This is a genomic window from Brevundimonas terrae, from assembly GCF_011761985.1.
Taxonomy (GTDB): domain Bacteria; phylum Pseudomonadota; class Alphaproteobacteria; order Caulobacterales; family Caulobacteraceae; genus Brevundimonas; species Brevundimonas terrae.
Window position 1 is genome coordinate 1 of record NZ_JAASQT010000001.1, and the last position, 21,263, is coordinate 21,263.

A 21,263-nucleotide genomic window follows, 5' to 3' on the forward strand; every position below is an offset into this window, starting at 1 on the left:
GGAAGCGATCAGGGCATGAGATGATGACACTCTGCGTCTCGATGCCCGATGCGGGTAAAACCAGCTGAGCACGTTTTTACACGGCCTCGACCCATAGGCGACATTTCATTGCCGCCGCCGACTAGTTGCGGACCAGCGCTCATGCTGACAGCTTTACGGACCACTGGAGATGTAGCCGATGATCCTTTTGCTACTGGCGCTGCTCACGACGCAATCGTCGCCCGCCCTGCCGTACAGATCACTGGATCAGGCAAATCTGCTGGCTTGTCAGGTGTCAGACGACGAATGCCTCGGTCGTGAGTTCGCACTCCGCAAGGACGCGGATCAGGGGGTTCGCAGGGCGTCGGATGCCGAACTGGGTTGCCAAGAAGGAGATCGAACCTGCCTCTCTGCAGCCTGGAAACGGGTCGATGACGATAATATCTCTCGTCTACGCTCCATTGTCACGGCTCGCGGATGGCCGCCGTTGAAGGGCGAGGCAGCGCAGGGGGCATGGTTGATCGCACAACATGCGAATCCGTCGCCCGGCAGCGCCAGCCGCGCTTTTCGCGACATGGTCCTCCCGATGGTGCTGAGCGAAGTCAGGGCTGGCCGACTGATGCCGGAAGACTATGCCCGAATGGTTGATCGAAACGCGCTTGCCCAAGGGGACCACCAACCCTTCGGCACAAACCGGCCTTGTCGCGACGGGAGGTTCGATAGGTCGAGCATCGACACGGTGGATGCAGTAGATCAGCGACGCCGCGAAATCGGAATGGACATCTTGCTGTGGGAGTCCCTTTCGCTTTTTGACAGCCTTTGCGAACGCGAAGCTTCCAGCGCCGCTGCGCAGATACTGACCGCGCCAAGCAGACCGCCGAGCCCCTGAAATTCAGATCGCGCTGTGCGAGTTTCCAATGTCCGCTTCCCACCCTTATCGGACATTGAGTGTGTCCGCCGAGGGTGGAGACCGTCCATGCTAAATAATACCACCAGTCATCGAACGTAATTACATTGCTTTTCCCTATCATGGGGTTCAGCGTTTTCGCATGAGGTATCAAGACATCGCATGGTCGGCGTTTAGGGTCCTGTTCGGGCTGTATTTCTTGCTGGCCACTGTGATGGTGCTGGTGAAATTCGGGGGGCATCACCCACCGGAAAGTGTCGCGGAGGCGGCACATTTCACACTGGCGCTCGATGCGACGGGGTTCATGACACCGCTGCTTATCGCCAGCTTCCTCGTGGCGGGGGTGGCGGTTCTGTTTAACCGGACTGCGCCCGTTGGATTGATTATCCTTGGCCCTTCTGTTCTGGTTATTGCCTGCTTCCACTGGTTTTTGACCGGCAAATATGTGTGGGGCACGATCTGGCCGGTCTGGTACCTGCTGCTCGTCTGGCGCTATTGGCCTGTCTTTGCCCGCCTGTGGGCGCGCCAGCCTGCCTGAGCGCGAATTCCGCTATCGCGCAGGATCAGGCCGTGAACGGCTTTCGCCGCAAGACGGTTCGGTCCATATCCCTGCCATGACCGATACCCTCAAGCCCAAGCGCACCAAGATTATCAAACCGCCGTTGACGATGGACCTCGAAGACCATCTGGCGGCGGTGTGGAAGGGGTATGTGTGCGGCGTGGACGAGGCCGGACGCGGGCCTTGGGCGGGGCCGGTGACGGCGGCGGCGGTGATCCTGAACCCTGACGATATTCCGGCGGGCCTGAATGACAGCAAGGCCCTGACGGAGAAGCGGCGCGAGGCGCTGATGCCGGTCATCAAGGAAAAGGCGCTGGCATGGGGGATTGGCCATGCCTCGGTGGAGGAGATCGACACCATCAATATCCTGCGGGCGACCGAGCTGGCCATGCAGCGGGCGGTGGCGGCGCTGGCGATACAGCCGGTCGGAGCGCTGATTGACGGCAACTACAAGTTCAACCTGCCGTGTCGGGTCGATACAACGGTGGGCGGTGACGGGTTGTCGCTGTCGGTGGCGGCGGCGTCCATTCTGGCCAAGACGACGCGGGATCATCTGCTGGTCGAACTGGACGGGCAGTATCCGCATTATGGCTTTGCCCGTCACAAGGGCTATGGATCGGCGGCGCACCGTGCGGCGCTGGCCGAGCACGGGCCGTGCGCGCATCACCGATCGTCCTATGCGCCGATCCGCGCCTTGCTGGCGGCCCGTGGCCTAGACCACGAAGAAGGCGCCCAATAACAGGCACAGCGTCCCGACCGCGACGGCACCGAGGAAATAGGCGCTGCGGACCCTGTCGTCTTCCGGTTTGACAACGCCCTGATCGAGGGCGTCATTTTCGGCCTCTTCGTCTTCGAACAGGTCTTGAAAAGCATACAGAGATTGCCGTGTGCGGTCGGCCCGGCACAGTTGCCGCCACTCGCTGGAATAGCGCTGGGGTCGATCAAGCCTTTCGGCAATACGGTACGCGTTGGCGGCCCGTGGGGCGCGTGTATCGCGCACAGGGCCATGGGATACTGGACGTGTCATGTGGCAGTAACGACTACCCGACATACCTGTTCCAAACAGCAGCGCTATCAATACTTAAGTCAAATCCGCGCCGCTTCGGGGTTTCAGACAATACCTGAAATATCCACCGGCTTTTCGGTCGCCACAAACAGGCGTTCGACATTGCGCAGCCTGCCGACCGCGCCGACTTTTTCGCCCTTCAGATTATGAATACCGATGCGCGCGCCGACATAACGCGGTCTTGGTATTTCCAGAACCTGAACATGGCCGTGCCCTTCCAGCAGCGCCTCCATGTCTTCCCGATCCAGATAGCCCTCGTCATTGAAGCTGACGACCAGATTAGGGGCCGAAAGACCGTCGATGACCGATTTAAGGGCGGCCTTGATCCGGGGCTTGGAGTTGAAGTCGCTTTTGCGTTCGCGCACATCCACACGCTTGCGGGCCACGCCATAGGTTTCCGGCTTGTCCCACAGGACCAGACTTTCCCAGCAGTGATAGTTGGCCAGATAGGAGTGCTGGTTATAGGGCGGGTCCAGATAGACCAGATCGGCCTCGATACGCGGGGCGATTTCCACGGCATCGGCGCGGGTGGCGATGCAGGGACCACCGGCCACCGAGGGCAGGATATCGGGCAGGCGTAGTTGCAGCGGCTTTAGCGCACGCGGGGCCCACTGCTTCATATAGGCCATCTGTAGCCCCGCCGTGGAATCCACACGGTCGGCGGCCTCCATCAGCGCCACCAGCACAACGGCCTTCAGTTCCGGCTCAAGGTCCATGCGCTCGATATGCTCGCGCATGGCATCGATGCGCGCGCCGTTATCGGGATGGAAGAAGCGGGCCTCCTCGCAGAACATGCGCGTGAACCAGCCCGCCTCGGGCTTTATTTCACGAAGTTCCGCCAGAATAGTCTCGGCCTTGTCGGCCCAGAGTTCACGGTCGGCCTGCACATAGGCGGTGGCCAGTGTGTGGGCATAGGCGTTGTGGTCATTGGACCAGACCTGAAAGCCCTGCTTTTTCAGCGAATGGCCGACGCGGGACGAACCTGAAAACAGGTCACAGACACGTCCGCCTTCCGGCAGGATGCGTTGCACCACGCTTCCGACCTGCCCCAGCAGCGCCCGTTTGGACCCGATATATTTGATCATTCACCGCACCGACTCATGGCGCTATCGTAGCGCGTAACCGATGGCACAGGTCAATTGGGCATAAGCCCCGTCCCTGTTCTTTAATCCGGTTGCTTATCCCGACCCTTTATCCGGCTCTGGCCAGACGCAGCAGATTGGCGGCACCGGGGGCACCGAAGGGTGTACCGGCAAGGATCAGGATACGCTGGCCGGACTGGGCCAGACCGTGCTCCATCGCCGCCACCACCGCATCGTCGGTCAGACCTTCCAGCGATTCCGGCTGGCGGCCCAGACGCGGCTCCAAGCCCCAGACCAGTGCCAGACGACGCGCCGTATCGATATTGGGGGTCAGGGCCAGAACCGGTTGCAGCGGACGCTCGCGCGACATACGGCGCGCCGTGCTGCCGGTCGTGGTGTAAACCACCATACAGGCGGTCGAGGCCGCATCCGACGCCTTGCGGGCGGCGGCGACAAGGGCGTCCACGTCCTCAATCTCCATACCGGCATGTTCGGCATCCATCAGGCCCGCCCACATCGGATCGCGCTCTACACGCTCCATGATGCGGCCCATGATCTGCACGCTTTCCAGCGGATAATCCCCTGCGGCGGTTTCTGCCGACAGCATCAGGGCATCGGCACCCTCATAGACCGCATTGGCCACATCCGATGCCTCGGCCCGTGTCGGGGCCGGTGCGGTGGTCATGGATTCCAGCATCTGGGTGGCGACGATGGCGGGCACGCCGCGCTGGCGGGCGGCACGCAGGATTTGCTTTTGCGCCACCGGCACGTCCTCGGGCTGCATTTCCACACCCAGATCGCCACGCGCCACCATCACGCCGTCGCAATAATCGAGGATGGCTTCCAGCGATTGCAGGGCCTGCGGCTTTTCGATCTTGGCCAGACAGGCGGCGCGACCGTCCACGATGCGGCGCAGTTCGGCCATGTCCTCGGGCTTTTGAACAAAGCTGAGCGCCACCCAGTCCACCCCCAGACGTAGGGCAAAGTTCAGGTCTTCGCGATCCTTGGGCGTCAGGGCCGAGACGGGGATGATGCAGTCCGGCACCGCCACACCCTTGCGGTTGGACAGGGCGCTGCCGCTGATAACCTCGACATCGGCATAGTCCGGCGTGGCGTCCAGCACCTTGAGGCGCACGCGGCCATCATCGATCAGCAGGCTCATGCCCGCGCGAAGGGCCGCAAAGATTTCGGGATGCGGCATCTGGACCCGCGTGGCATCGCCCGCTTCGGGCAACAGGTCAAAACGCATCCTGTGACCGGCAGAAACGGCAATCGCGCCCTCGGCAAAGGCCCCCAGACGCAGTTTTGGCCCCTGAAGGTCGGCCAGAATACCCAAGGGACGGCCGACGACCGTTTCGGCATTACGCACCGCAGTCAGCGCATGGGCATGGTCTTCATGGCTGCCGTGGCTAAAGTTCAGACGGAACACATCCACGCCTGCCTCCGCCAAAGCCAGCACCTGTTCGGGGGAGCGGCTGGCTGGCCCCAGGGTGGCAACGATGCGAGTGTGGCGGGCACGGTTCATGCAGATGTTTCCTCGGAGACGCAAAACCACTCTAGCGGTGGTGTTGTTACCTTTGTGCCAACGAAAAGCCGCAGGCGCCATGGCACCTGCGGCTTACGAAACAAGAGTTTATTGCGGGTCTATTCTTTGGCCTACTCCACCGGACAGGACGGGCTTTCCCCCAGACCCAGATCCATGCAGCGGCCATCCAGTTTCGGCGTCTCGACACCGATGATGTTGGCGATGGTCGGGGCGATGTCGATGGTGCGCACCGGCATGAAACGTTCCTGACCTTCGGCATGTGGCGTCCAGAAGATGATCGGCACGCGGCGGTCATAATCCCACGGCTGGCCGTGGCTGGACAGGTTGGAGCCCAGACGGCCACCCGTGGCCTTGCCGGGCGCCAGTACAATCATCAGGTCCGCCGATACATCCTTGACCGCCGACAGGCGCAGGCGCTCAGGAACGGTCAGGTTTTCAGGATAAAGGCTGTCCGGCACAGGCTGGGACAGGATGTCGTCGATAAAGCCGACATAGAACAGATCGCCCTTGCCGTTCAGCAGCTCGACGGCGGCATGTGCGATCTGGGTACGCATCGGCTCGGCCATGGTGCGCTTTTGGGCATCGGTAATACGCATACCCGAGGCACCACGGTTCAGCGGATCAAAGTCCAGACCGAACTGCTCGCGCAGCGCGATATTGGCCGCCGGAACGGCCGACAGGTCGGCACGGCCCGCAAACGGGAAGCCGCGCGCGGCGGTGCGCTCATTGGTGTCCGAGCCACCGTGGTCGGCGGTCAGGGACAAGATTACGCCGCCCTCGACCTTGTCCAGCTCGGCAAGGAAGGCGCCCAGCGCGGTATCCAGACGCATGATCTGTTCGCACTGTTCGCGGCCTTGGGTGCCGAAGGTGTGGCCGATGATGTCGGTACCCGACAGGGACACGCCCAGCATGTCCACCTTGCCGCCCTGCCCCAGTCGCTGGGACTGCAACAGATAGGTGGCGGCGCGCAGGGTTTCCTCGTCATATTTCGGCGAGGCCGAGAACGAGGTGCGGTAAGGTGGGATGGACGAAACAAAACGGCCATCTACCACATCGACATCGGCCGAAATGGCGTTGCACACCGCATAGGCACCGGTCCACAGACCGTCCTTCTCGATATCGGGATAGGCGGTGTTGAACTGGGCGACAGGAGCCAGACGCTCGGTGGCGGTTTCACCCGGACGGACATAGGTGGTCAGGCCAAAACCATCGGTGAACCAGAAGGCGCGGCCATGGTGGCCCGCCAGATTCATCGCGCCGCGATCCTTGCCCGAAACGGCGAACACACGGCTGTCGGGGCTTTGCGCCACCAGCCAGTCACCGACCGTATCGACCTTCAAAAGCTCGGTGCCGACATTGCCGTTATCGGTGATCTTGCCGTGGGCCAGCGTATTGACCTCGGACGCCATGCAATAGCGGCCTTCGCCGGTCGCGCCATTGACGCTGTAGTTCACGCCGATGCCGGTATGGGTCGGGTGCATACCCGTCAGCACGGTCGAATGGCCGGGGCAGGTTTCGGTGACACCGTGGGTCTGGAAGCCGTTGGCGTGAACCAGACCTTCATCCAGCAGACGCTTGAAGCCGCCGGTAAAATGGCTGCGATACTGGTTGAACAGATTGGCGCTGAGCTGGTCCACGACCACGGTCACGACCAGATGCGGGCCGCCCTCGTGCGTGTCTTCGGCCAGAGCCGGAGACACCGAAGCCAGGGCCAGCGCTGCCGAGGCTGCACCCACCAGAAGACGTTTAAACAGCATAACCCACCGTGTCCGCTAAAACGGGAAAACAATATGCTCGGGCTTATCTGCGCCCGATGACAGAAACACAACAACCGGCGATAACGAGGCAATATGCCCCGCCATAACAGGCTCTAGATCCAGTGAATGGTGCGAGCGGCGGGAATCGAACCCGCAAGACCGAAGTCGACAGATTTTAAGTCTGTTGCGTCTACCAATTTCGCCACGCTCGCAGCGCCACCGCCGAACCGATTCAGTTCGACGCGATGGAAGCCGTGTTTGCCGCAGCAATGGCCCTAAAGTCCACCTCTGAATCAGCAATCAGCTTCACCAGCGCCACCCATGCCGCCACATTCTGGCGCATCTGGACCGGATCGATCTTGTCGAACGTGTCATCGGCCGTGTGGTGCAAGTCGAAATAGCGGGTGGCGTCCTGACTGAGGCCGAACACCGGAACGCCGTTGCGGGCCAGAGGCGCAATATCCACGCCGCCGAAACGCTCTTCGCCACCGGCAGCGATGCCGAGCGGTGCCAGCACAGCCAGAGCCTTTTGGGCAAACTCGCTGTTTTGCGTGCCGGGCGGCAGGCCCAGATCATAGATGTTGTCAGCCCCGAGATCGCTCTCGCCCGCAATGATGTGCTTTTCGATCTCTGCGCCGATATTGCGGACATAGGCCCCGCCGCCATTGCCGTGATCGGTCGGCTGGGCGACTTCTTCGGCACCATACAGCACCACACGGATGGTGCGGGCGGGACGACCGGCATCGGCAATGATCTTGGCGGTCGCCAGCGTGATACCGCCGCCTGCCGCGTCATCAATGGCACCGGTGCCCAGATCCCAGCTATCCATGTGCGAGCCCAGAACGATCACTTCGTCGGGGCGGGTTGCGCCACGGATTTCGCCGATGACGTTCTGGCTGTGGGTTTCATAGGTGCTGGCCGAGGAGAACAGCTTCATGCGGATCGGCTGACCGGCAGCGACCAGACGCGCCACCTGATCGGCATCGGGGGCCGACAGGGCAAAGGACGGCAGCGGCACAACGCCATCATGATAGCCGGTGGTGCCGGTGTGCGGCATGCGGTGGTGATCCGAGCCCGCCGAGCGCATGACAAAGGCCACGGCGCCGCGATCCTTGGCCGCCTTGGGGCCTTGCGAGCGAACACGCGACAGCGGGCCATAGCCCGAGCCGTCACGAGTGCGCGGCATCTGGCCGGCATCCACCACGGCAATCTTGCCGTTCAGCGAACCGACAGGGGCGGCATTCAGGGCATCAAGGCTGGTGAAATGGACGATCTCGGCCTCGATCCCTTCGGCGGGCGTGGCAATCGAGTGTCCAAGGGCAGCGGCGGACAGCTTTTGTGCACCAACACCGACGATTTCAACGCTTTCGGCACCACGGTTCCAGCCGACCAGCGGGAAGGTCTCAACGCGGACATTTTCAAAACCGTGGGCGCGCATCCAGTCGGCAGCCCAAGCGGCAGCGGCGTGATCGGTATCGGCACCTGCCGGACGCGGCCCGAACAGGGTCGTCACGTCGCGGGTATATTCGTAGGCGATATTGTCGTTGAGGGCCTGATCTCGCAGGGTTTCTGCGGCGGCGATGGTCGCGGCATCCTGTGCCAGCGCCGGAGTGCTAAAAAGGCCAAGCGCGAATACGCCCGCCAACAGACCCGATTTGAACGACATCACTTCCCCCTGCGATCACTGAAAGCAGGGAACCTAGCGGGCCAAGGGTGCGACAGGAAGTCACAATTCCTCGGCCCGCCAAGAGAATTTCAGCAGCGAATTACTCGCCTTTGAGGAAAGGCTCGACTTCGCCTTGCAGCTTGATGGTCAGGGCCTTGCCGCGACGGTCAACGCGGTTGCCGATAGCCAGACGCACCCAGCCCTCGGAGACGCAATATTCTTCTACGTTGGTCTTTTCTTCGCCCTTGAAGCGGATGCCGATGCCTTTCATCAGCAGTTCGGCATTGTGGTACGGGCTGTCGGGATCAACCGACAAGCGGTCGGGCATTACGTCGGACATGACGGGCATCCTTGGGGAAGCTTGGAAAAATGATGGCGCTGAATAGCCGCTGTCGGGCCTTATGCCAACAGATCAGGCAGCGGGGGCCGCCGGAGCCGCTGCCGGAGCTGCTGCCGGTGCCGCAGCGGGCGTCGCAGGACGGACAGGCTCGCCTGCCGCCGCCGAGGCACGCTCGACCAGCGGCTTGGTTTCATAGCGTTTGGCCATTTTCTCGGTCAGCTCGCGGGCCGCTGCGGGGGGCATCTGGGCCATGATGGCGGCCAGGGTGCGCGGGCGCATGCCCTGTGCTACCGGAAGACGCACAGAGTCGTTCAGCGACACGAAAACAGCCGCCGCCTCTCGCGGACGCATGGCCGAATAGACAGCCACCAGACGTTCGCTCTCGGCCTTTTCCTGTTCGTCCATCTGGCCCATCAGACCACTGATCTCGCCCTTGAGAGCTTCCAGCGCCTTGAGCTTGGCATCCAGCTTTTGCTCGGCGGCCACCATCAGCGGCAGGGTGGTGGCGAAATCGGCGTCACGCGCATCCAGCGCTTCGCGGCGCTTGGACAGGGACTGGATGATCCGCAGTTCGGCAGGCGAGATGCCCGCCTGTTGGGCCAGTTGTTCGGGCGTCAGGGCGCAAACGGCGGGAGGGGCAGCGGTCGTCGCTGCGGTCTCGGTGGCGCTATCGGCCGCCGCCGGTGCGCCTTCTTGTGCCCATGCTGCCGCGCCACTGAACAGGTCCGGTGCCACACCTGCCGCGCGCACGGCGACGACACCGCCAATGGCGATGGCAATCAGGGGCAGAAGGCGGGGCAACTTGCTCATGGCAATGACCGAAACAGAGGACGAAGAAGGTGACGCTTACTCGCTTGAGGGTACCACCTCAAGCAGCCCGACAATCCGTGCCGGATGCTCCCCCCTCAAGCGCTCCAGCACAACGACGGAGCCGTGAGGAAGAAATCCCCTCAAGTAGCCTGTCACCGCGTGACAGGCGTTAGGGGCACTCCCTCTCAAGCCGTCGGCTTGAGAGGACTAAAATTCAAACCGCAAACATATCCTCGTCGAGACTACGACGGGCAAGGTTGAGAGATTGTTGAGCCGCTTGGTTAGCGGCCAGTGCCTGAAGCATACCGGTCAGGCTGCCTTCCTTGGGGGCTTCGGCCTTGGGCGCGGGCGGCGGCACGGCGGCATTGGCGGTTTCGATGCGCTGCATCAGACCCGCCATGCGGCGGGCGCGCTCGTTCTCGTCATTGATCAGGGCCATGGTCGAGACCAGTTCCAGCGGCTCTTCCTCGGCCACCGGACGGGCGGTCGCGGCGGCAGTTGCGGCCGATTTCGGCGCGCGGATAATCAGGGCTTCCAGTTCCTGCTTCACCTGACGTGCCTTGAGGATGCGGTCGTGCAGCAGGTCCGTTTCGGCACCCGAGGCCCGCAATGTCGCCAGCGCCTGTTCGGCACGACCGGCAGCATTGTTCAGTTCCTTGACCGCACCGGCAAAGGCCAGTTGCCCTTCACGCAAGGCTTTCAGCTTGCGTTCCAGTTTCACACCATAGGCGATGGCCGCGATCAGCAGCACCATCAGCGTGCCGTCCAGAATTACACCCGTCACCAGTTCTGCCTCCCGGCGACGCGCATGGCCGCCTCTGTTGAAATCGGTGCCTCGACGCGCACCGCAACGTGTTGACCGCGACGGCCCATCTTGCCGACCGTCAGATTGACCGTGCCCGCCTTGACCGTGACATCGGATTCCGGCGTGGCGTTCAGCATCAGGGTGTCGCCGACCTTGAGGTCCAGCACCTTGGACAGCGGCATCTGCTGTTCATCCAGAACGCAGCGCACCTCTGTATCGGTGGTCCAAAGCTCGGTGGCCAGGTGGCCTTCCCAGATATTGTCGCGCCCGAACTTCTCGCCCATGAACTGCTGCAACAGCATTTTGCGGATCGGTTCGAGGGTCGAATAGGGCAGCAGAAGCTCGACGCGACCGCCACGGTCTTCCATGTCGATACGCAGCTTGACCAGAATGGCCGCATTGGCAGGGCGTGCAATCGCGGCAAAGCGCGGATTGGTTTCCAGACGGTCCAGATTGAAATGCACCGGCGTCAGCGGCTCGAACGCCTGACGCGCATCGTTCAGGATCACCTCGACCATGCGCTGCACCAAGGCGCGCTCGATAGTCGTATAGGGACGGCCCTCGATCCGCAGGGCAGCGGTGCCGCGACGGCCACCCAGCAGCACGTCCACGATCGAATAGATCAGGTTGGAATCGACGGTCAGCAGACCGTAATTGTCCAGCTCCTCGGCGCGGAACACCGCCAGAATGGCCGGAAGCGGGATCGAGTTCAGATAGTCGCCGAAACGGATCGACGAGATGGTGTCCAGCGACACCTCGACGTTGTCGGAGGTAAAGTTGCGAAGGCTGGTCGTCATCAAGCGCACAAGGCGGTCGAAGACGATTTCGAGCATCGGCAGACGCTCATAGGAAACCAGCGCCGAGTTGATGATCGCCCGGATGCCGCTGCGGTCATCGCCCGAGCCATCATCCATATCGAAGCCCAGCAGGCTGTCGATCTCATCCTGATTAAGGACGCGTTCGGAAGTTCCGGCATCGCTGCCGAACGGGTCTTCATCCACTGTGCCGAACGTATCGCTCATGGCTATTGCACCAGCATTTCTTCGATCAGGACCGCATCCACCTTACCCGGTGCCGCCACCAGATTGACGCGGCGCAGCAGTTCGGCCCGCAACTGGTACGAACCCGCCGAACCGGCCAGATCATCGGGGCGCAGTTCGCGCAGGAAGCTTTGCAGCATGTCGTTCAGACGCGGGGCCTCGGCCTGAAGGCGCGAAGCCACAGCCGCGTCCTTCATTTCCAGCGTCAGCTTGAGCTTGAGATAGGTCGTGCGCCCTTCCGGCGACTGGATGTTCACGATCAGGTCGGGCAGCGTGTAGAAGGTCACACCGTCAGGGCCGGCAGCAATCGTGCCCGCCGCAGCGCCTGCGGGGGCTTCGCCCTCCTTGCCGTGGGCGTCTGCTTTTTTGTCGTCTTTTTTGGCCGCGTGGGCATCGGCCGGTTGTTCGGCCTCGGGGCTTTTGGGCTTCATCAGCATAAAGGCCGCGCCACCGCCGATGGCGGCCACCAGCACGGCGGCACCGATGATGATGACCAGCAGGGGCGGCTTCTTCTTGGCCGGGGCTTCGGACGCATCGACATCCTGCGCGGTCTCGCCTTCGACCACGGCCGGAACAGCGTTCTCGTCCTTCTTCTTGCCCAGCTTCAGTTTCAGCATGCGGAATAACCCCAACCTACAGCATAGCTGTGTGGGGCTATTTTGGTTAACAAGCCATTAACCATGAGGCAAATCCTGCCGGGCGGTTTTAACGTCAAAAAGCTAAGGCACTGAAATCATTGGGTTCGACCAGTTGGCACGACTGTTGCGAATACGAATGGCGAAGGAGCCCATGCTTTGGAAAACGCCGCCTATATCGGATTGTCCCGCCAGATGACGCTGCGCCGCGAACTCGACATCGTGGCCAACAACATCGCCAATTCCGATACGACCGGTTTCAAGGTCGAGCAGATGCTGGTCGGCACCGAGATCGGTCAGCGGGCCCGTAACCACGCCGTGCGCCCCTCGGCCAGCTTTGTGCTGGACAAGGGTGTGGGCCGCGATTTCGGTCAGGCCGCTCTGAAGCAGACGGGCCGCGACCTTGATTTCGGTATCGAGGGTGAAGGCACCTTCTTCACCGTCACCACCGCCAACGGCCCCGCCTATACCCGCGACGGATCGTTCACCATGGACGCCGAAGGCCGCCTGACCACGCAGGACGGTTTGCCGGTCCAGACCGATGCGGGCGAGCTGATCGTCAATCCCGAACTGGGCCCGATCACCGTCGCACAGGACGGCACCATCACGCAGGACGGCGAGATTGTCGGCCGCCTCGGCGTGGTGCGTTTCGGGGACCTGTCGGTGTTGGAAAAGGGCGGTGACAACCTCTATCGCAACATCTCCAACCTACAGCCCATCGAGGCCGCAGACGCCCGCGTGCGTCAGGGGATGCTGGAAGGCTCCAACGTCAACACCCTGATCGAGATCACCAATCTGGTCGAGATCAACCGCGCTTATGAAAGCGTGACCCGCATGATCGAAAACACCAACGACCTCAGCCGCCGCGCCGTCGAGCGACTGGGTAAGGTTTCCTAAGGAAGGTCTGAGCAATGCGCGCACTCCGTACCGCCGCCTCGGGCATGGCCGCCCAGCAGTTGAACGTCGAGGTCATCTCGAACAACATCGCCAACATGAACACGATTGGCTACAAGCGCCAACGTGCTGAATTCCAAGACCTTCTGTACCAGAATGTCGAGCGTATGGGCGCACAGTCGTCCACGCAGGGCACGGTCGTCCCCACCGGCATCCAGATCGGTATGGGTGTGAAGGCCGGTGCGGTGTACCGCATCACCGCCCAGGGCACGCCGACCCAGAGCGGCAATGATTTCGACATTGCCATCAACGGCAAGGGCTATTTCCAGATCACCCTGCCATCAGGGGAAACCGCCTTTACCCGCGCCGGTAATTTCGCGGTCAATGCCGAGGGGCAGTTGGTGTCCAAGGACGGCTATCTGGTCGAGCCAGCCATCACCATCCCCGAGAACACGGTCGATATCTCGATCTCGCGTTCGGGTCAGGTACAGGTGGCCCTCGACGGCGAGCCGGAACCGCAGATCGTGGGCCAACTGGAAATCGCCAGCTTCATGAACGAAGCGGGCCTTGAGGCCATCGGCGACAACCTGTTGCTGGAAACCGCAGCCTCGGGCGCGCCCAATGTCGGCATTCCCGACGAGGTCGGTTTTGGCCATCTGCTGCACCGCTATACCGAGGCCTCGAACGTGGATTCCGTGTCGGAAATCACTTCGTTGATCGTGGCCCAGCGGGCCTACGAGATGAACTCCAAGGTCATCACCACCGCCGATGAAATGCTGTCCGTCTCGGCCCAGCTGAAGAACTAGGGAAGGCGCTGAACCATGAAACGCCTTCTGAAAACAGCCACGATCCTGATGGGGGCCAGCGCCCTTGCCGTCTCGGCCTTTGCCATGGACGCGCAGGCCCAGAGCCGTGCCGTCAATCTGATCCCCTCGCCCACCGATGCGGACGGCCAGATCACGCTTGGCGAACTGTTCGAGGGTGCGGGTGCCGCCGCCGGTGTTGTTGTGGGTCGCCGTTCCGGCCCCAGCGCCGTTCTGGATGCCGCACAGGTGCAGATTGCCGCCCGCCGCGCCGGACTGGACTGGGCCAATACCGCAGGTATCCGCCGCATTATCGTGCGCGAGGGTGCGCCCTTAGCTGTACAGTCGGCAATGGCGTCCGCGCCTGCCCGCGCCGGTGCCATGGTCGAGGCCCTGACCTTTACCCGCAGCCTGTCGGCGGGCGAGGTCATCCAGCCCGAGGACGTGATGTGGACACAGGTTCAGGCCCATCTGGCCCCTGTCTCGGGTCCGCAAGATGCCGCCGAAATTATCGGCCTGTCGGCCCGCCGCCCGATGCGTGCCGGTCAGGCCGTCAATGCCCGCGATCTGGCTGCTCCGCAGGTGATTGCGCGTAACGACATGATCGAGGTCCTGTATCAGGACAACGGCATTGAACTGACCATCACCGGCCGCGCCCAGCGCAATGCCACGCAGGGCGACACGGTCAGCATCCTGAACCTGCAATCCAACCGCACCATCGAGGCCGTGGCCGTGGCCCCCGGCCGCGCCATTGCCGGACCGGCCGCGCAAATGATGCGGTCCGCCTCCACCCGTTCCAACCAGTACGCCGCTCGCTGAGCCAGAAAGACATGATGACCATGCGCAAGATTCTGATCCTCGCCGCCGCCTGCCTTCCCCTTGCTGCCTGCTCGACCGCTATGGAGGCCGTCAAAGGCCCCGAACTGGCCCCGATGGTCTATCCGTCGGCACTGGTTCCCGCCCAGCAGGCCTATCTGCCCGAAGCCACCCCCGCCAGCGCCAACAGCCTGTGGCGCACAGGGGCGCGGTCCTTCTTTGGTGACCAGCGCGCGCGTCGTGTCGGCGACATCCTGACCGTCAATATCGACATCAATGACCGCGCCCAGACCCAGAACAGCACCAACCGCCAGCGTTCCAACAGCGCATCGGGCGGGGTCAGCAACTTCTTCGGGTTTGAAAACAGCATCGGCAAGCTGTTCCCCGGCGGGTTTGATCCGGCCAATATGATCGGCACAGAGGGCGAGGTTTCGGCCAATGGTTCGGGCAGTGTGAACCGCTCCGAGCGCGTCAATCTGACGGTGGCGGCCATCATCACCGCCGTCATGCCCAACGGAAACCTTGTCATTCAGGGCCGTCAGGAAGTGCGCACCAACCGCGAAGTGCGCGAACTGACGGTTGCCGGCATTGTCCGCCCCGAGGACATTTCCAGCGCCAACACCATCGCCCACACCCAGATTGCCGAGGCGCGCATCTCGTATGCCGGTCGCGGCGACATCAGCCGCATGCAGTCCACACCGGCTGCACAGTCACTCGTAGAGCGTTTCAGCCCGTTCTGATCGGCCCAAGGAGCTTTCGGCCCGCTTCGGGCCGACAAAAACAGGCATCTGTGGCGGCAAGCCAGGTCAAACTTGCCGCCCTTTGTCGTGCCTGAAAGATACCGGCATTTTTTGCCGCACCCGCGCTTCAACCCCCGCCCTTGAGCGGCCATAGTTGCCAAACAGACCGCTGATGCGTCAGGATCACCCTCTTGCACAGTCAAACGGAGCGAGCATGACGCACGACCGGAGACGACAAACGGGACACCGACAGCGCAAACCTGTCACCGTCCTGAATATGATGGCGGGCCTGTTGATATTGGGGCCCGCCTCTGCGGCACATGCCCAGAACCCCCCATCCCCTGCACGACAGGACGCCAGACCCGCGACCGTCACGGTCGGCGCGCCATGGGTCTGGACCCTGTATGCCGATGGCGAGCCTATCGTGCTGGCACAGGAAATCCCCGACACGCCGCAACTGAAGACCACACTGGAATGCGAGCCACGCAGCGGGCGGGTGCGCCTGTCGCTCTATGATGCCGCCGATCTGGGCAATGGTCCGGTGGTGCTGCGTTCCGGCCCGCATAGCATCACCGGCGAAATGCAGACTGTGCGGCGTCGCCTGTCCACATCCCTGCCCGCCGATCATCCGCTCTTCATGGCGTTTGTGGGCAATGGCGAAATGAAGATCGCGCGCGAGGAGATGGTCAAAACCATTTCGGTCGGGCCGCAAAACCTGCCGCTGCTACGCCGCTTTGCCCAAGCCTGTGCGGGCTGATCGCGCCCTTTGAAACCATTTTCAACCGAGCCATTTCCATATGACACGTCCGTTTTTTGCTGCCCCCTCCCTGCCCTTCATGTCCCGTCGCGTTCCGGCGCTTACGGCCTGTGCCGGTTTGGCGCTGCTGGCCGCCTGTGCCAGCCTGCCAGCGGCCCCGAATATGGCCCTGCCCTCCGCTGCTCCTGCGCCAATGGACGACTATGACTGGCATTTCGAGCGCCAGCCGCAGACGGTGCAACTGGCCTATGGCGTGGCGAATTCGGATGACATTCCGCTCGGCTTTTCCTGCCGTCCCGGCTCGAACCAGATCCAGATGAGCACCCCCACTCTGGACGCCAAAACCAAGACCATCACCCTTGGCACCAGCGAGACCCGCCAGACCTATGCGGCCCGTCAGGAAGCGGCGGAAATGTTCGACGGCTATCTGCTGCACGCCCAGACCACGGCCAACGACCCCGTACTTCTCAGCTTTGCCAAGCTGGGCTGGCTGGTCATGGCCCATGAAGGGCGCTGGGCGGGTCTGTCACCACAGTCCGGCACCAAGACACCGGTGCACGACTTCCTCGCCGCCTGTCGCTAAGACAGCGTCACGATCCATCACCCAATACGGACTATTATGTTTTTAAAGCGTATTTTCGGCGCGTTACAGCCGACCTATCTGATCCGCGCCTATGTGATCAGCGCCGTCCTCATGGCGATGATGGTGTGGTTCGTCATCTATATGGCTAAGGGAGAGCCACTGACGTTCGACCGCATCGCGACCCTGTCAGTGTTCGGTATTGGAGCGCTGCTGTTCCCGTTTTCCAAACTGGTCTGGGACGAGATCAAGCGGGTGATGATGGGCGGCAATGTCTTTATCCTGCCCGTCATCATCCTGATGCCGCTCAAGCTAGTGGTGAACTATGCGCTGTGGTGCTTCTCGATCTTTATCGCACCCTTGGGCATCGCCTATCTGTGGCTGCGTTCGCGCCAAAGCACCTAAAGCCCTAGCTCCAGACGGGCCTTTTTCGTCAGGCCCGCCGCCACCAGTTCGTGCGAGCGGGCGATCAGGTCCGACAGTTCCTGATCGTCCCAGCCCGTCACATCGTCCGTATAGGCCCAGCCCCCGCGTGGCAGGTAGGGCGCACGGCGCATGACCCCCAGCTCCGTCAGGGCCTCATAGGCCACTTCCGACAGCTTGATGGACAGGCCGCCGTCGTCACCGAGGATGGCGAAGATCTTGCCGCCGACCTTGAAGGTCTGACTGTCGGGACCAAAGGGGCGCTCGACTGTTGTCCCCTTCAGCGAGAGGCAAACGCCTTCGACCTGTCCGTGCTGCATGGCCTGCCCCTATGCGCCTGCCTGAACGCCAAGGCCGATCGGGCAAACCACGCCCGTACCGCCAATGCCGCAATAACCGGCAGGGTTCTTGGCCAGATAGCCCTGATGATAGTCCTCGGCATAATAGTATTCCGGCGCTTCCAGAATCTCGGTGGTGATCGCACCACGTCCCGATTCATTCAGTGCCGCCTGATAGGCCGCCTTTGACGCCAGCGCCGCATCGCGCTGGGCTTCATCGGCATAATAGATGGCCGAACGGTACTGGGTGCCGATATCATTGCCCTGACGCATACCCTGCGTCGGGTCATGGTTTTCCCAGAACACCTTCAACAGCTCGCCATAGGTGATCTTGGCCGGATCAAACACGACCTGCACCACCTCGTTATGGCCGGTGCGACCCGAGCAGACCTCTTCATAGGTCGGGTTGGGCGTCAGACCGCCCGCATAACCCGCCGAAGTCACCCACACGCCCGGCAACTGCCAGAACACGCGCTCCACACCCCAAAAACAGCCCATGCCAAAGATGGCCGATTCGAATCCCTGCGGATGCGGGCCTTTCAGGGGATTTCCGAGCACAAAATGCGTTTCATCAGTCTGCAAAGGCACATTACGCCCCGGCAAAGCCGTCTCTGCGGTCACTGGTTCGTCGGTCTTTTGGGTCAACATCGATAAATTCTCGCAAAAACGGGACTAAATTCAACATAAACCCATATAGGAACACATACATCCCTTGCCGAGAGGCTCATGCTGTTCTATCAGCCACGCCTCCGCCGGATAGACCATCCAGCGGACGCACGACAAGCTCGTGGAACGGACAGGTGGCGGAGTGGTCGATCGCGCACGCTTGGAAAGCGTGTGTACGTGAAAGCGTACCGAGGGTTCGAATCCCTCTCTGTCCGCCACCACCATTTTAAAACCCTTACAAATCAGTCGTTTCGAGAGACTATTGCCTAACAAGGCTATGCCGTTAGACAATAAGAACATTGTTTCACGCTTCAGATTTTCGCCATCGCGGCCTCGGCCAGCAGCCGCTGGTTCCGCGCTTCGATATATTTGGCGAGTTCTTTAGTCGTCTTGTGGCCGGTCACAGCCTGGATCTGCACTTCAGTGCAGCCCGCATCCGCTAGACGCGTAGCGGCCGACTTACGCAAGCCGTGCGCAGAGCGACCTTGAATCCCGGCTTCTCTTGCGGCCTCCCTGATCAAATTACCAAACCCGCCTGCAGAGTACCCTTCACCCGAGCGGTTGGCGACGATCGTTCGGTAGTTTGACGACGAAGCGTCTAAAGTCGCTTTGAGGCGCGGATGGATAGGTAAAACTAGGGAGGTCTTGGTCTTCTCTTGCTTGACGGCAATAGTCCCCTCACGAATGTCCTGCCATGTCATCGCGCGCACATCCCCGGAGCGCTGAGCCGTATATAGCAGCAGATCAAAGATCAGCCGTTCACGACATCCTATCGGCCAATAAGCTTCAAAGGCTTCGATTTCGCTCTCTGACCATGGCGGGAATCCATCCGTCTTGACGGAAATCGGTTTGATATCTTTTGCGGGATTGTCAGCTCGCCATCCGCGATCCACCGCAAAGTCCAGCATCCCCCTCAGGATACTGACGAGCCGATTAGCCATGGTCGGTCCTGACATTTGGATTTTGTCCGACTGTAGCTTCACATCACTGTCGTCGGCTCGCTTAGTAATTTTGTCTCGTAGTTTGACGATGTGCTCGGGCTTCAATGCCCTAACGGATCGGTCCGCGTACTCTTGGCGTATGTATTCTATAAATCGCCGATAGGTAGTTTGCGTGGACTTGGACTTCTCCCGCCAGTCGGAAGATCCATAATAGGCTACTGCGAGCGCACCCAACGTACCGTCTACCGTGCGAAGCGCCCCAGGGTTCAACGTCCCCTGCAATGCACGTTGGTACGCCTCTTCGAACTCGGGGGTGTAAGGCTCCCCCGGCAATGAAACGCTTGGCTTTCCGGCTAGGCGGAAGCGGTAGTAAAGCTTGCCTTTGCTTTCGTAGCGGCTCACGCCGCGCCTCTTGGTTACGCCAAGGCCGCGTCCCATGCAGCCACCTCCTCGTCGACAGGTTCTGCAGATTTGTCCGCGCTCAGCTCCACGAAATTGAGACGCATCGTTCCGCTGGGCAGCAGGTCCAAAGACACCAGATCAACACCAGCTTCACGGACTATTCCGAGAGCTCGACGTAGATCGGTCTTCTTCACTGTCGTTACTCGTCTGGACACCCAATCCTCCAACAATAATGCGCCGCCTACGGAAATGTCCGTTAGCGATCGAATTGAGAGAAATGGAACAAATCGCGACGTTTACGTCAAAGAAAAGAATGCCTTACGTCGAGATTTATCGAGTAAGTCCGTAAAGATGGAGACAAAACGGTACGTTCTGGCCCGCTTTACATATCCTGCCTGTCAATCGCTATTAAAAGAGCCGAAACTTACAACTCATGGAGGCGCTAAAAGTTAGACTTTAGCTGAAATACAATCAAAAGCTATGAATGTAGGCTTCACACTTGCAGATTGAGCACCATATTTCGGTAGATTTCAGTAGATTTAACTTATTTACCACCATAAGTTGAGCAATTTAGGGAGGCATGGAAAGACTGACGTAAAACAGTCCAGATCGAATCATCTGGTGGCATACGATGTAATCAACGCGCTAAGCGCGTGCCTAAAATCACGCGAGATATTGCCGAACGCGATCTTCAATGGAGCCGCCAGTACGTCCGCTTAGCGCCAGAACCGGACATGCGGAAACAGCCGTATAATGTACGTTCGATGACGTGATGCACGGATGGTTTGGCTAGATTTGCGGCTCACTATTTAGTCTAGTATTGCGTCGCGGAAAAGCGCTCAAAGGCTGTGACCTTTGCGATCGGAATTTCAGCAGCCCCGAAGAAGACTTCCTGCTCAAGAAACTGGAGCTCGAGTTCCACCTGCTCGGCTTCGACTTCGATCGACCAAGCGTGAGGTCCGAGGGATGCCTCCCCGTTCCAGCGATATCCCCTAGCCTTAAGCTTGCCCTTGGCATCAAACGGCGCGCGCTTTGCAGAGATACGGTAAGTGGCTCGCCGAGCACCATCAAGAAGGGCCGTCATTACGAGCTCTCCTGAACGAGGGAGCAGCATCCGGAGTAACTCGACCCCTGCGAGACAATCTTCACACGCGCGGTGGCTGTCGAAGAAGAGGCCAAAGTGCGCCAAGAGATCGGATAGACGGCGGCTTTCGAGACCCTCCACTCTCCAAGGCACGCCGGTCATTGAGCATGCCCAAGGCTTAGACTTGAACGCACTTGAAATCCGTTCTGCAAACGGTCTGTCAAATGCAGCGTTGTGCGCGATGATCAGCGAGGCTGGCCCAACGATAGCTTCGATCGCTTTTACTTCGAACCGTTTCCCCTCGAGGGCAGCATCCGTTAGTCCGGTCAGTGCCGTAATTTCGGCTGACAATGGTGCGCTGGGCTCGTTCAGCTGACTGAGAGGTTCCCCAGTTCTGAAAACTTGGCCATCCAAAGTGAACTCGAATGGTACGATCGCAAGTTCGATCGCCTCGCTTCGTAGCAGATCAAGCCCTGTGGTTTCTACATCTAGAAACAGCCCGGTCCGCACGTCGCTCGACGGTGGCGGCGGGGATCCAACCTGGGACCTCAGGCGTCGGAGGACTCGATAGTCGCCTGACTCTTCCAGAAGCTGCGCCATGCGCTCGAGTTCAGTCACAGTTCCCGA

Annotated in this window: 25 protein-coding genes and 2 tRNA genes; 11 read left to right on the plus strand and 16 right to left on the minus strand. The window is 60.9% G+C overall.

Annotated features, from left to right (window positions below; translation table 11 throughout):
• Positions 1 to 178 precede the first annotated feature (178 nt).
• The 3 genes from FHS64_RS00005 (at position 179) to FHS64_RS00015 (ending at position 2,184) form a co-directional block, all read left to right on the plus strand.
• On the plus strand, positions 179 to 868 hold the full coding sequence (locus FHS64_RS00005; RefSeq protein ID WP_167173846.1) for a DUF6624 domain-containing protein: 690 nt from the start codon (positions 179 to 181) through the stop codon (positions 866 to 868).
• A 160-nt stretch (positions 869 to 1,028) separates the two neighbouring features.
• Positions 1,029 to 1,424 carry a hypothetical protein gene (locus tag FHS64_RS00010; protein ID WP_167173849.1) on the plus strand — a complete coding sequence of 132 codons (396 nt, stop codon included), beginning with the start codon at positions 1,029 to 1,031 and terminating at the stop codon, positions 1,422 to 1,424.
• Between the two features lie 76 nt (positions 1,425 to 1,500).
• Entirely contained in the window at positions 1,501 to 2,184 is a 684-nt protein-coding gene (locus FHS64_RS00015) for a ribonuclease HII (protein ID WP_424945230.1), read from the plus strand.
• On the opposite strand, the gene FHS64_RS00020 is transcribed toward FHS64_RS00015, so the two are convergent.
• The 11 genes from FHS64_RS00020 to FHS64_RS00070 all read right to left on the minus strand — a co-directional run bounded on the left by FHS64_RS00020 (position 2,158) and on the right by FHS64_RS00070 (position 12,174).
• Positions 2,158 to 2,472 carry a hypothetical protein gene (locus FHS64_RS00020; protein WP_167173852.1) on the minus strand — a complete coding sequence of 105 codons (315 nt, stop codon included), beginning with the start codon at positions 2,470 to 2,472 and terminating at the stop codon, positions 2,158 to 2,160. The two genes, FHS64_RS00015 and FHS64_RS00020, sit on opposite strands and share 27 nt — an antisense overlap.
• Before the next feature lie 83 nt (positions 2,473 to 2,555).
• Complete coding sequence (locus FHS64_RS00025) at positions 2,556 to 3,596, minus strand: DNA adenine methylase (protein WP_167173855.1); 1,041 nt, start codon at positions 3,594 to 3,596, stop codon at positions 2,556 to 2,558.
• Positions 3,597 to 3,702: 106 nt separating this feature from the next.
• Entirely contained in the window at positions 3,703 to 5,118 is a 1,416-nt protein-coding gene (gene pyk / locus FHS64_RS00030) for a pyruvate kinase (RefSeq protein WP_167173858.1), read from the minus strand.
• A gap of 131 nt (positions 5,119 to 5,249) precedes the next feature.
• Positions 5,250 to 6,896 carry an alkaline phosphatase family protein gene (locus tag FHS64_RS00035; protein ID WP_167173861.1) on the minus strand — a complete coding sequence of 549 codons (1,647 nt, stop codon included), beginning with the start codon at positions 6,894 to 6,896 and terminating at the stop codon, positions 5,250 to 5,252.
• Positions 6,897 to 7,023: 127 nt separating this feature from the next.
• Positions 7,024 to 7,108: transfer RNA gene (locus FHS64_RS00040), tRNA-Leu, on the minus strand.
• Between the two features lie 20 nt (positions 7,109 to 7,128).
• Entirely contained in the window at positions 7,129 to 8,562 is a 1,434-nt protein-coding gene (locus FHS64_RS00045; RefSeq protein WP_167173864.1) for a M28 family peptidase, read from the minus strand.
• A gap of 100 nt (positions 8,563 to 8,662) precedes the next feature.
• Entirely contained in the window at positions 8,663 to 8,902 is a 240-nt protein-coding gene (locus tag FHS64_RS00050) for a DUF3297 family protein (RefSeq protein ID WP_167173867.1), read from the minus strand.
• Positions 8,903 to 8,974: 72 nt separating this feature from the next.
• On the minus strand, positions 8,975 to 9,712 hold the full coding sequence (locus FHS64_RS00055; protein WP_167173870.1) for a MotE family protein: 738 nt from the start codon (positions 9,710 to 9,712) through the stop codon (positions 8,975 to 8,977).
• Between the two features lie 214 nt (positions 9,713 to 9,926).
• Positions 9,927 to 10,496 carry a DUF6468 domain-containing protein gene (locus FHS64_RS00060; RefSeq protein WP_167173873.1) on the minus strand — a complete coding sequence of 190 codons (570 nt, stop codon included), beginning with the start codon at positions 10,494 to 10,496 and terminating at the stop codon, positions 9,927 to 9,929.
• Entirely contained in the window at positions 10,493 to 11,539 is a 1,047-nt protein-coding gene (fliM, locus tag FHS64_RS00065; RefSeq protein WP_167173876.1) for a flagellar motor switch protein FliM, read from the minus strand. The genes FHS64_RS00060 and fliM overlap by 4 nt, the downstream gene beginning before the upstream one ends.
• 2 nt (positions 11,540 to 11,541) lie before the next feature.
• The gene (locus FHS64_RS00070) at positions 11,542 to 12,174 is read right to left on the minus strand and encodes a flagellar basal body-associated FliL family protein (protein WP_167173879.1); all 633 of its coding nucleotides are present in this window, start codon (positions 12,172 to 12,174) and stop codon (positions 11,542 to 11,544) included.
• A gap of 177 nt (positions 12,175 to 12,351) precedes the next feature.
• Between FHS64_RS00070 and flgF the strand changes: the two genes are divergently transcribed.
• From flgF to FHS64_RS00105, 7 genes are all read left to right on the plus strand, one after another.
• A complete protein-coding gene (gene flgF, locus FHS64_RS00075) occupies positions 12,352 to 13,089 on the plus strand; it encodes a flagellar basal-body rod protein FlgF (RefSeq protein WP_167173882.1) in 738 nt (245 codons plus the stop codon).
• A gap of 14 nt (positions 13,090 to 13,103) precedes the next feature.
• On the plus strand, positions 13,104 to 13,892 hold the full coding sequence (flgG, locus tag FHS64_RS00080) for a flagellar basal-body rod protein FlgG (protein WP_167173885.1): 789 nt from the start codon (positions 13,104 to 13,106) through the stop codon (positions 13,890 to 13,892).
• Between the two features lie 15 nt (positions 13,893 to 13,907).
• Positions 13,908 to 14,708, plus strand: a complete 801-nt coding sequence (gene flgA / locus FHS64_RS00085; protein ID WP_243862649.1) for a flagellar basal body P-ring formation chaperone FlgA — start codon at positions 13,908 to 13,910, stop codon at positions 14,706 to 14,708.
• Between the two features lie 20 nt (positions 14,709 to 14,728).
• Positions 14,729 to 15,445: a flagellar basal body L-ring protein FlgH gene (gene flgH, locus FHS64_RS00090; protein WP_167173889.1), complete on the plus strand. Its 717-nt coding sequence runs from the start codon at positions 14,729 to 14,731 to the stop codon at positions 15,443 to 15,445.
• Between the two features lie 214 nt (positions 15,446 to 15,659).
• Complete coding sequence (locus FHS64_RS00095; RefSeq protein WP_167173892.1) at positions 15,660 to 16,202, plus strand: hypothetical protein; 543 nt, start codon at positions 15,660 to 15,662, stop codon at positions 16,200 to 16,202.
• Between the two features lie 40 nt (positions 16,203 to 16,242).
• Positions 16,243 to 16,785: a hypothetical protein gene (locus tag FHS64_RS00100; protein WP_167173895.1), complete on the plus strand. Its 543-nt coding sequence runs from the start codon at positions 16,243 to 16,245 to the stop codon at positions 16,783 to 16,785.
• Positions 16,786 to 16,821: 36 nt separating this feature from the next.
• Positions 16,822 to 17,187 carry a hypothetical protein gene (locus FHS64_RS00105; RefSeq protein WP_208380469.1) on the plus strand — a complete coding sequence of 122 codons (366 nt, stop codon included), beginning with the start codon at positions 16,822 to 16,824 and terminating at the stop codon, positions 17,185 to 17,187.
• Here FHS64_RS00105 and FHS64_RS00110 read toward each other — a convergent pair.
• A complete protein-coding gene (locus FHS64_RS00110; RefSeq protein WP_167173898.1) occupies positions 17,184 to 17,525 on the minus strand; it encodes an MmcQ/YjbR family DNA-binding protein in 342 nt (113 codons plus the stop codon). The genes FHS64_RS00105 and FHS64_RS00110 overlap by 4 nt on opposite strands.
• A gap of 9 nt (positions 17,526 to 17,534) precedes the next feature.
• The gene (gene msrA / locus FHS64_RS00115) at positions 17,535 to 18,191 is read right to left on the minus strand and encodes a peptide-methionine (S)-S-oxide reductase MsrA (RefSeq protein WP_167173901.1); all 657 of its coding nucleotides are present in this window, start codon (positions 18,189 to 18,191) and stop codon (positions 17,535 to 17,537) included.
• Positions 18,192 to 18,337: 146 nt separating this feature from the next.
• Here msrA and FHS64_RS00120 point away from each other — a divergent pair.
• A tRNA-Ser gene (locus tag FHS64_RS00120) sits at positions 18,338 to 18,427 on the plus strand.
• 93 nt (positions 18,428 to 18,520) lie between these two features.
• On the opposite strand, the gene FHS64_RS14345 is transcribed toward FHS64_RS00120, so the two are convergent.
• The 3 genes from FHS64_RS14345 to FHS64_RS00135 form a co-directional block, all read right to left on the minus strand.
• Entirely contained in the window at positions 18,521 to 19,552 is a 1,032-nt protein-coding gene (locus FHS64_RS14345) for a tyrosine-type recombinase/integrase (RefSeq protein ID WP_167173904.1), read from the minus strand.
• 14 nt (positions 19,553 to 19,566) lie between these two features.
• Positions 19,567 to 19,746: a hypothetical protein gene (locus FHS64_RS00130; RefSeq protein WP_167173907.1), complete on the minus strand. Its 180-nt coding sequence runs from the start codon at positions 19,744 to 19,746 to the stop codon at positions 19,567 to 19,569.
• 620 nt (positions 19,747 to 20,366) lie between these two features.
• Entirely contained in the window at positions 20,367 to 21,254 is an 888-nt protein-coding gene (locus tag FHS64_RS00135) for a 3'-5' exonuclease (protein WP_208380471.1), read from the minus strand.
• Positions 21,255 to 21,263 lie beyond the last annotated feature (9 nt).

Coding starts and splice junctions, on each gene's coding strand:
- FHS64_RS00015 (WP_424945230.1), top strand. CDS start 1,501: ATGACCGATACCCTCAAGCCCAAGCGCACCAAGATTATCAAACCGCCG.
- FHS64_RS00055 (WP_167173870.1), bottom strand. CDS start 9,712: ATGAGCAAGTTGCCCCGCCTTCTGCCCCTGATTGCCATCGCCATTGGC.
- FHS64_RS00035 (WP_167173861.1), bottom strand. CDS start 6,896: ATGCTGTTTAAACGTCTTCTGGTGGGTGCAGCCTCGGCAGCGCTGGCC.
- FHS64_RS00070 (WP_167173879.1), bottom strand. CDS start 12,174: ATGCTGAAACTGAAGCTGGGCAAGAAGAAGGACGAGAACGCTGTTCCG.
- FHS64_RS00020 (WP_167173852.1), bottom strand. CDS start 2,472: ATGACACGTCCAGTATCCCATGGCCCTGTGCGCGATACACGCGCCCCA.
- FHS64_RS00095 (WP_167173892.1), top strand. CDS start 15,660: ATGACGCACGACCGGAGACGACAAACGGGACACCGACAGCGCAAACCT.
- FHS64_RS00110 (WP_167173898.1), bottom strand. CDS start 17,525: ATGCAGCACGGACAGGTCGAAGGCGTTTGCCTCTCGCTGAAGGGGACA.
- FHS64_RS00025 (WP_167173855.1), bottom strand. CDS start 3,596: ATGATCAAATATATCGGGTCCAAACGGGCGCTGCTGGGGCAGGTCGGA.
- pyk (WP_167173858.1), bottom strand. CDS start 5,118: ATGAACCGTGCCCGCCACACTCGCATCGTTGCCACCCTGGGGCCAGCC.
- FHS64_RS00005 (WP_167173846.1), top strand. CDS start 179: ATGATCCTTTTGCTACTGGCGCTGCTCACGACGCAATCGTCGCCCGCC.
- FHS64_RS00045 (WP_167173864.1), bottom strand. CDS start 8,562: ATGTCGTTCAAATCGGGTCTGTTGGCGGGCGTATTCGCGCTTGGCCTT.
- flgG (WP_167173885.1), top strand. CDS start 13,104: ATGCGCGCACTCCGTACCGCCGCCTCGGGCATGGCCGCCCAGCAGTTG.
- FHS64_RS00105 (WP_208380469.1), top strand. CDS start 16,822: ATGTTTTTAAAGCGTATTTTCGGCGCGTTACAGCCGACCTATCTGATC.
- flgA (WP_243862649.1), top strand. CDS start 13,908: ATGAAACGCCTTCTGAAAACAGCCACGATCCTGATGGGGGCCAGCGCC.
- FHS64_RS00050 (WP_167173867.1), bottom strand. CDS start 8,902: ATGTCCGACGTAATGCCCGACCGCTTGTCGGTTGATCCCGACAGCCCG.
- FHS64_RS00100 (WP_167173895.1), top strand. CDS start 16,243: ATGACACGTCCGTTTTTTGCTGCCCCCTCCCTGCCCTTCATGTCCCGT.
- msrA (WP_167173901.1), bottom strand. CDS start 18,191: ATGTTGACCCAAAAGACCGACGAACCAGTGACCGCAGAGACGGCTTTG.
- FHS64_RS00010 (WP_167173849.1), top strand. CDS start 1,029: ATGAGGTATCAAGACATCGCATGGTCGGCGTTTAGGGTCCTGTTCGGG.
- flgH (WP_167173889.1), top strand. CDS start 14,729: ATGCGCAAGATTCTGATCCTCGCCGCCGCCTGCCTTCCCCTTGCTGCC.
- fliM (WP_167173876.1), bottom strand. CDS start 11,539: ATGAGCGATACGTTCGGCACAGTGGATGAAGACCCGTTCGGCAGCGAT.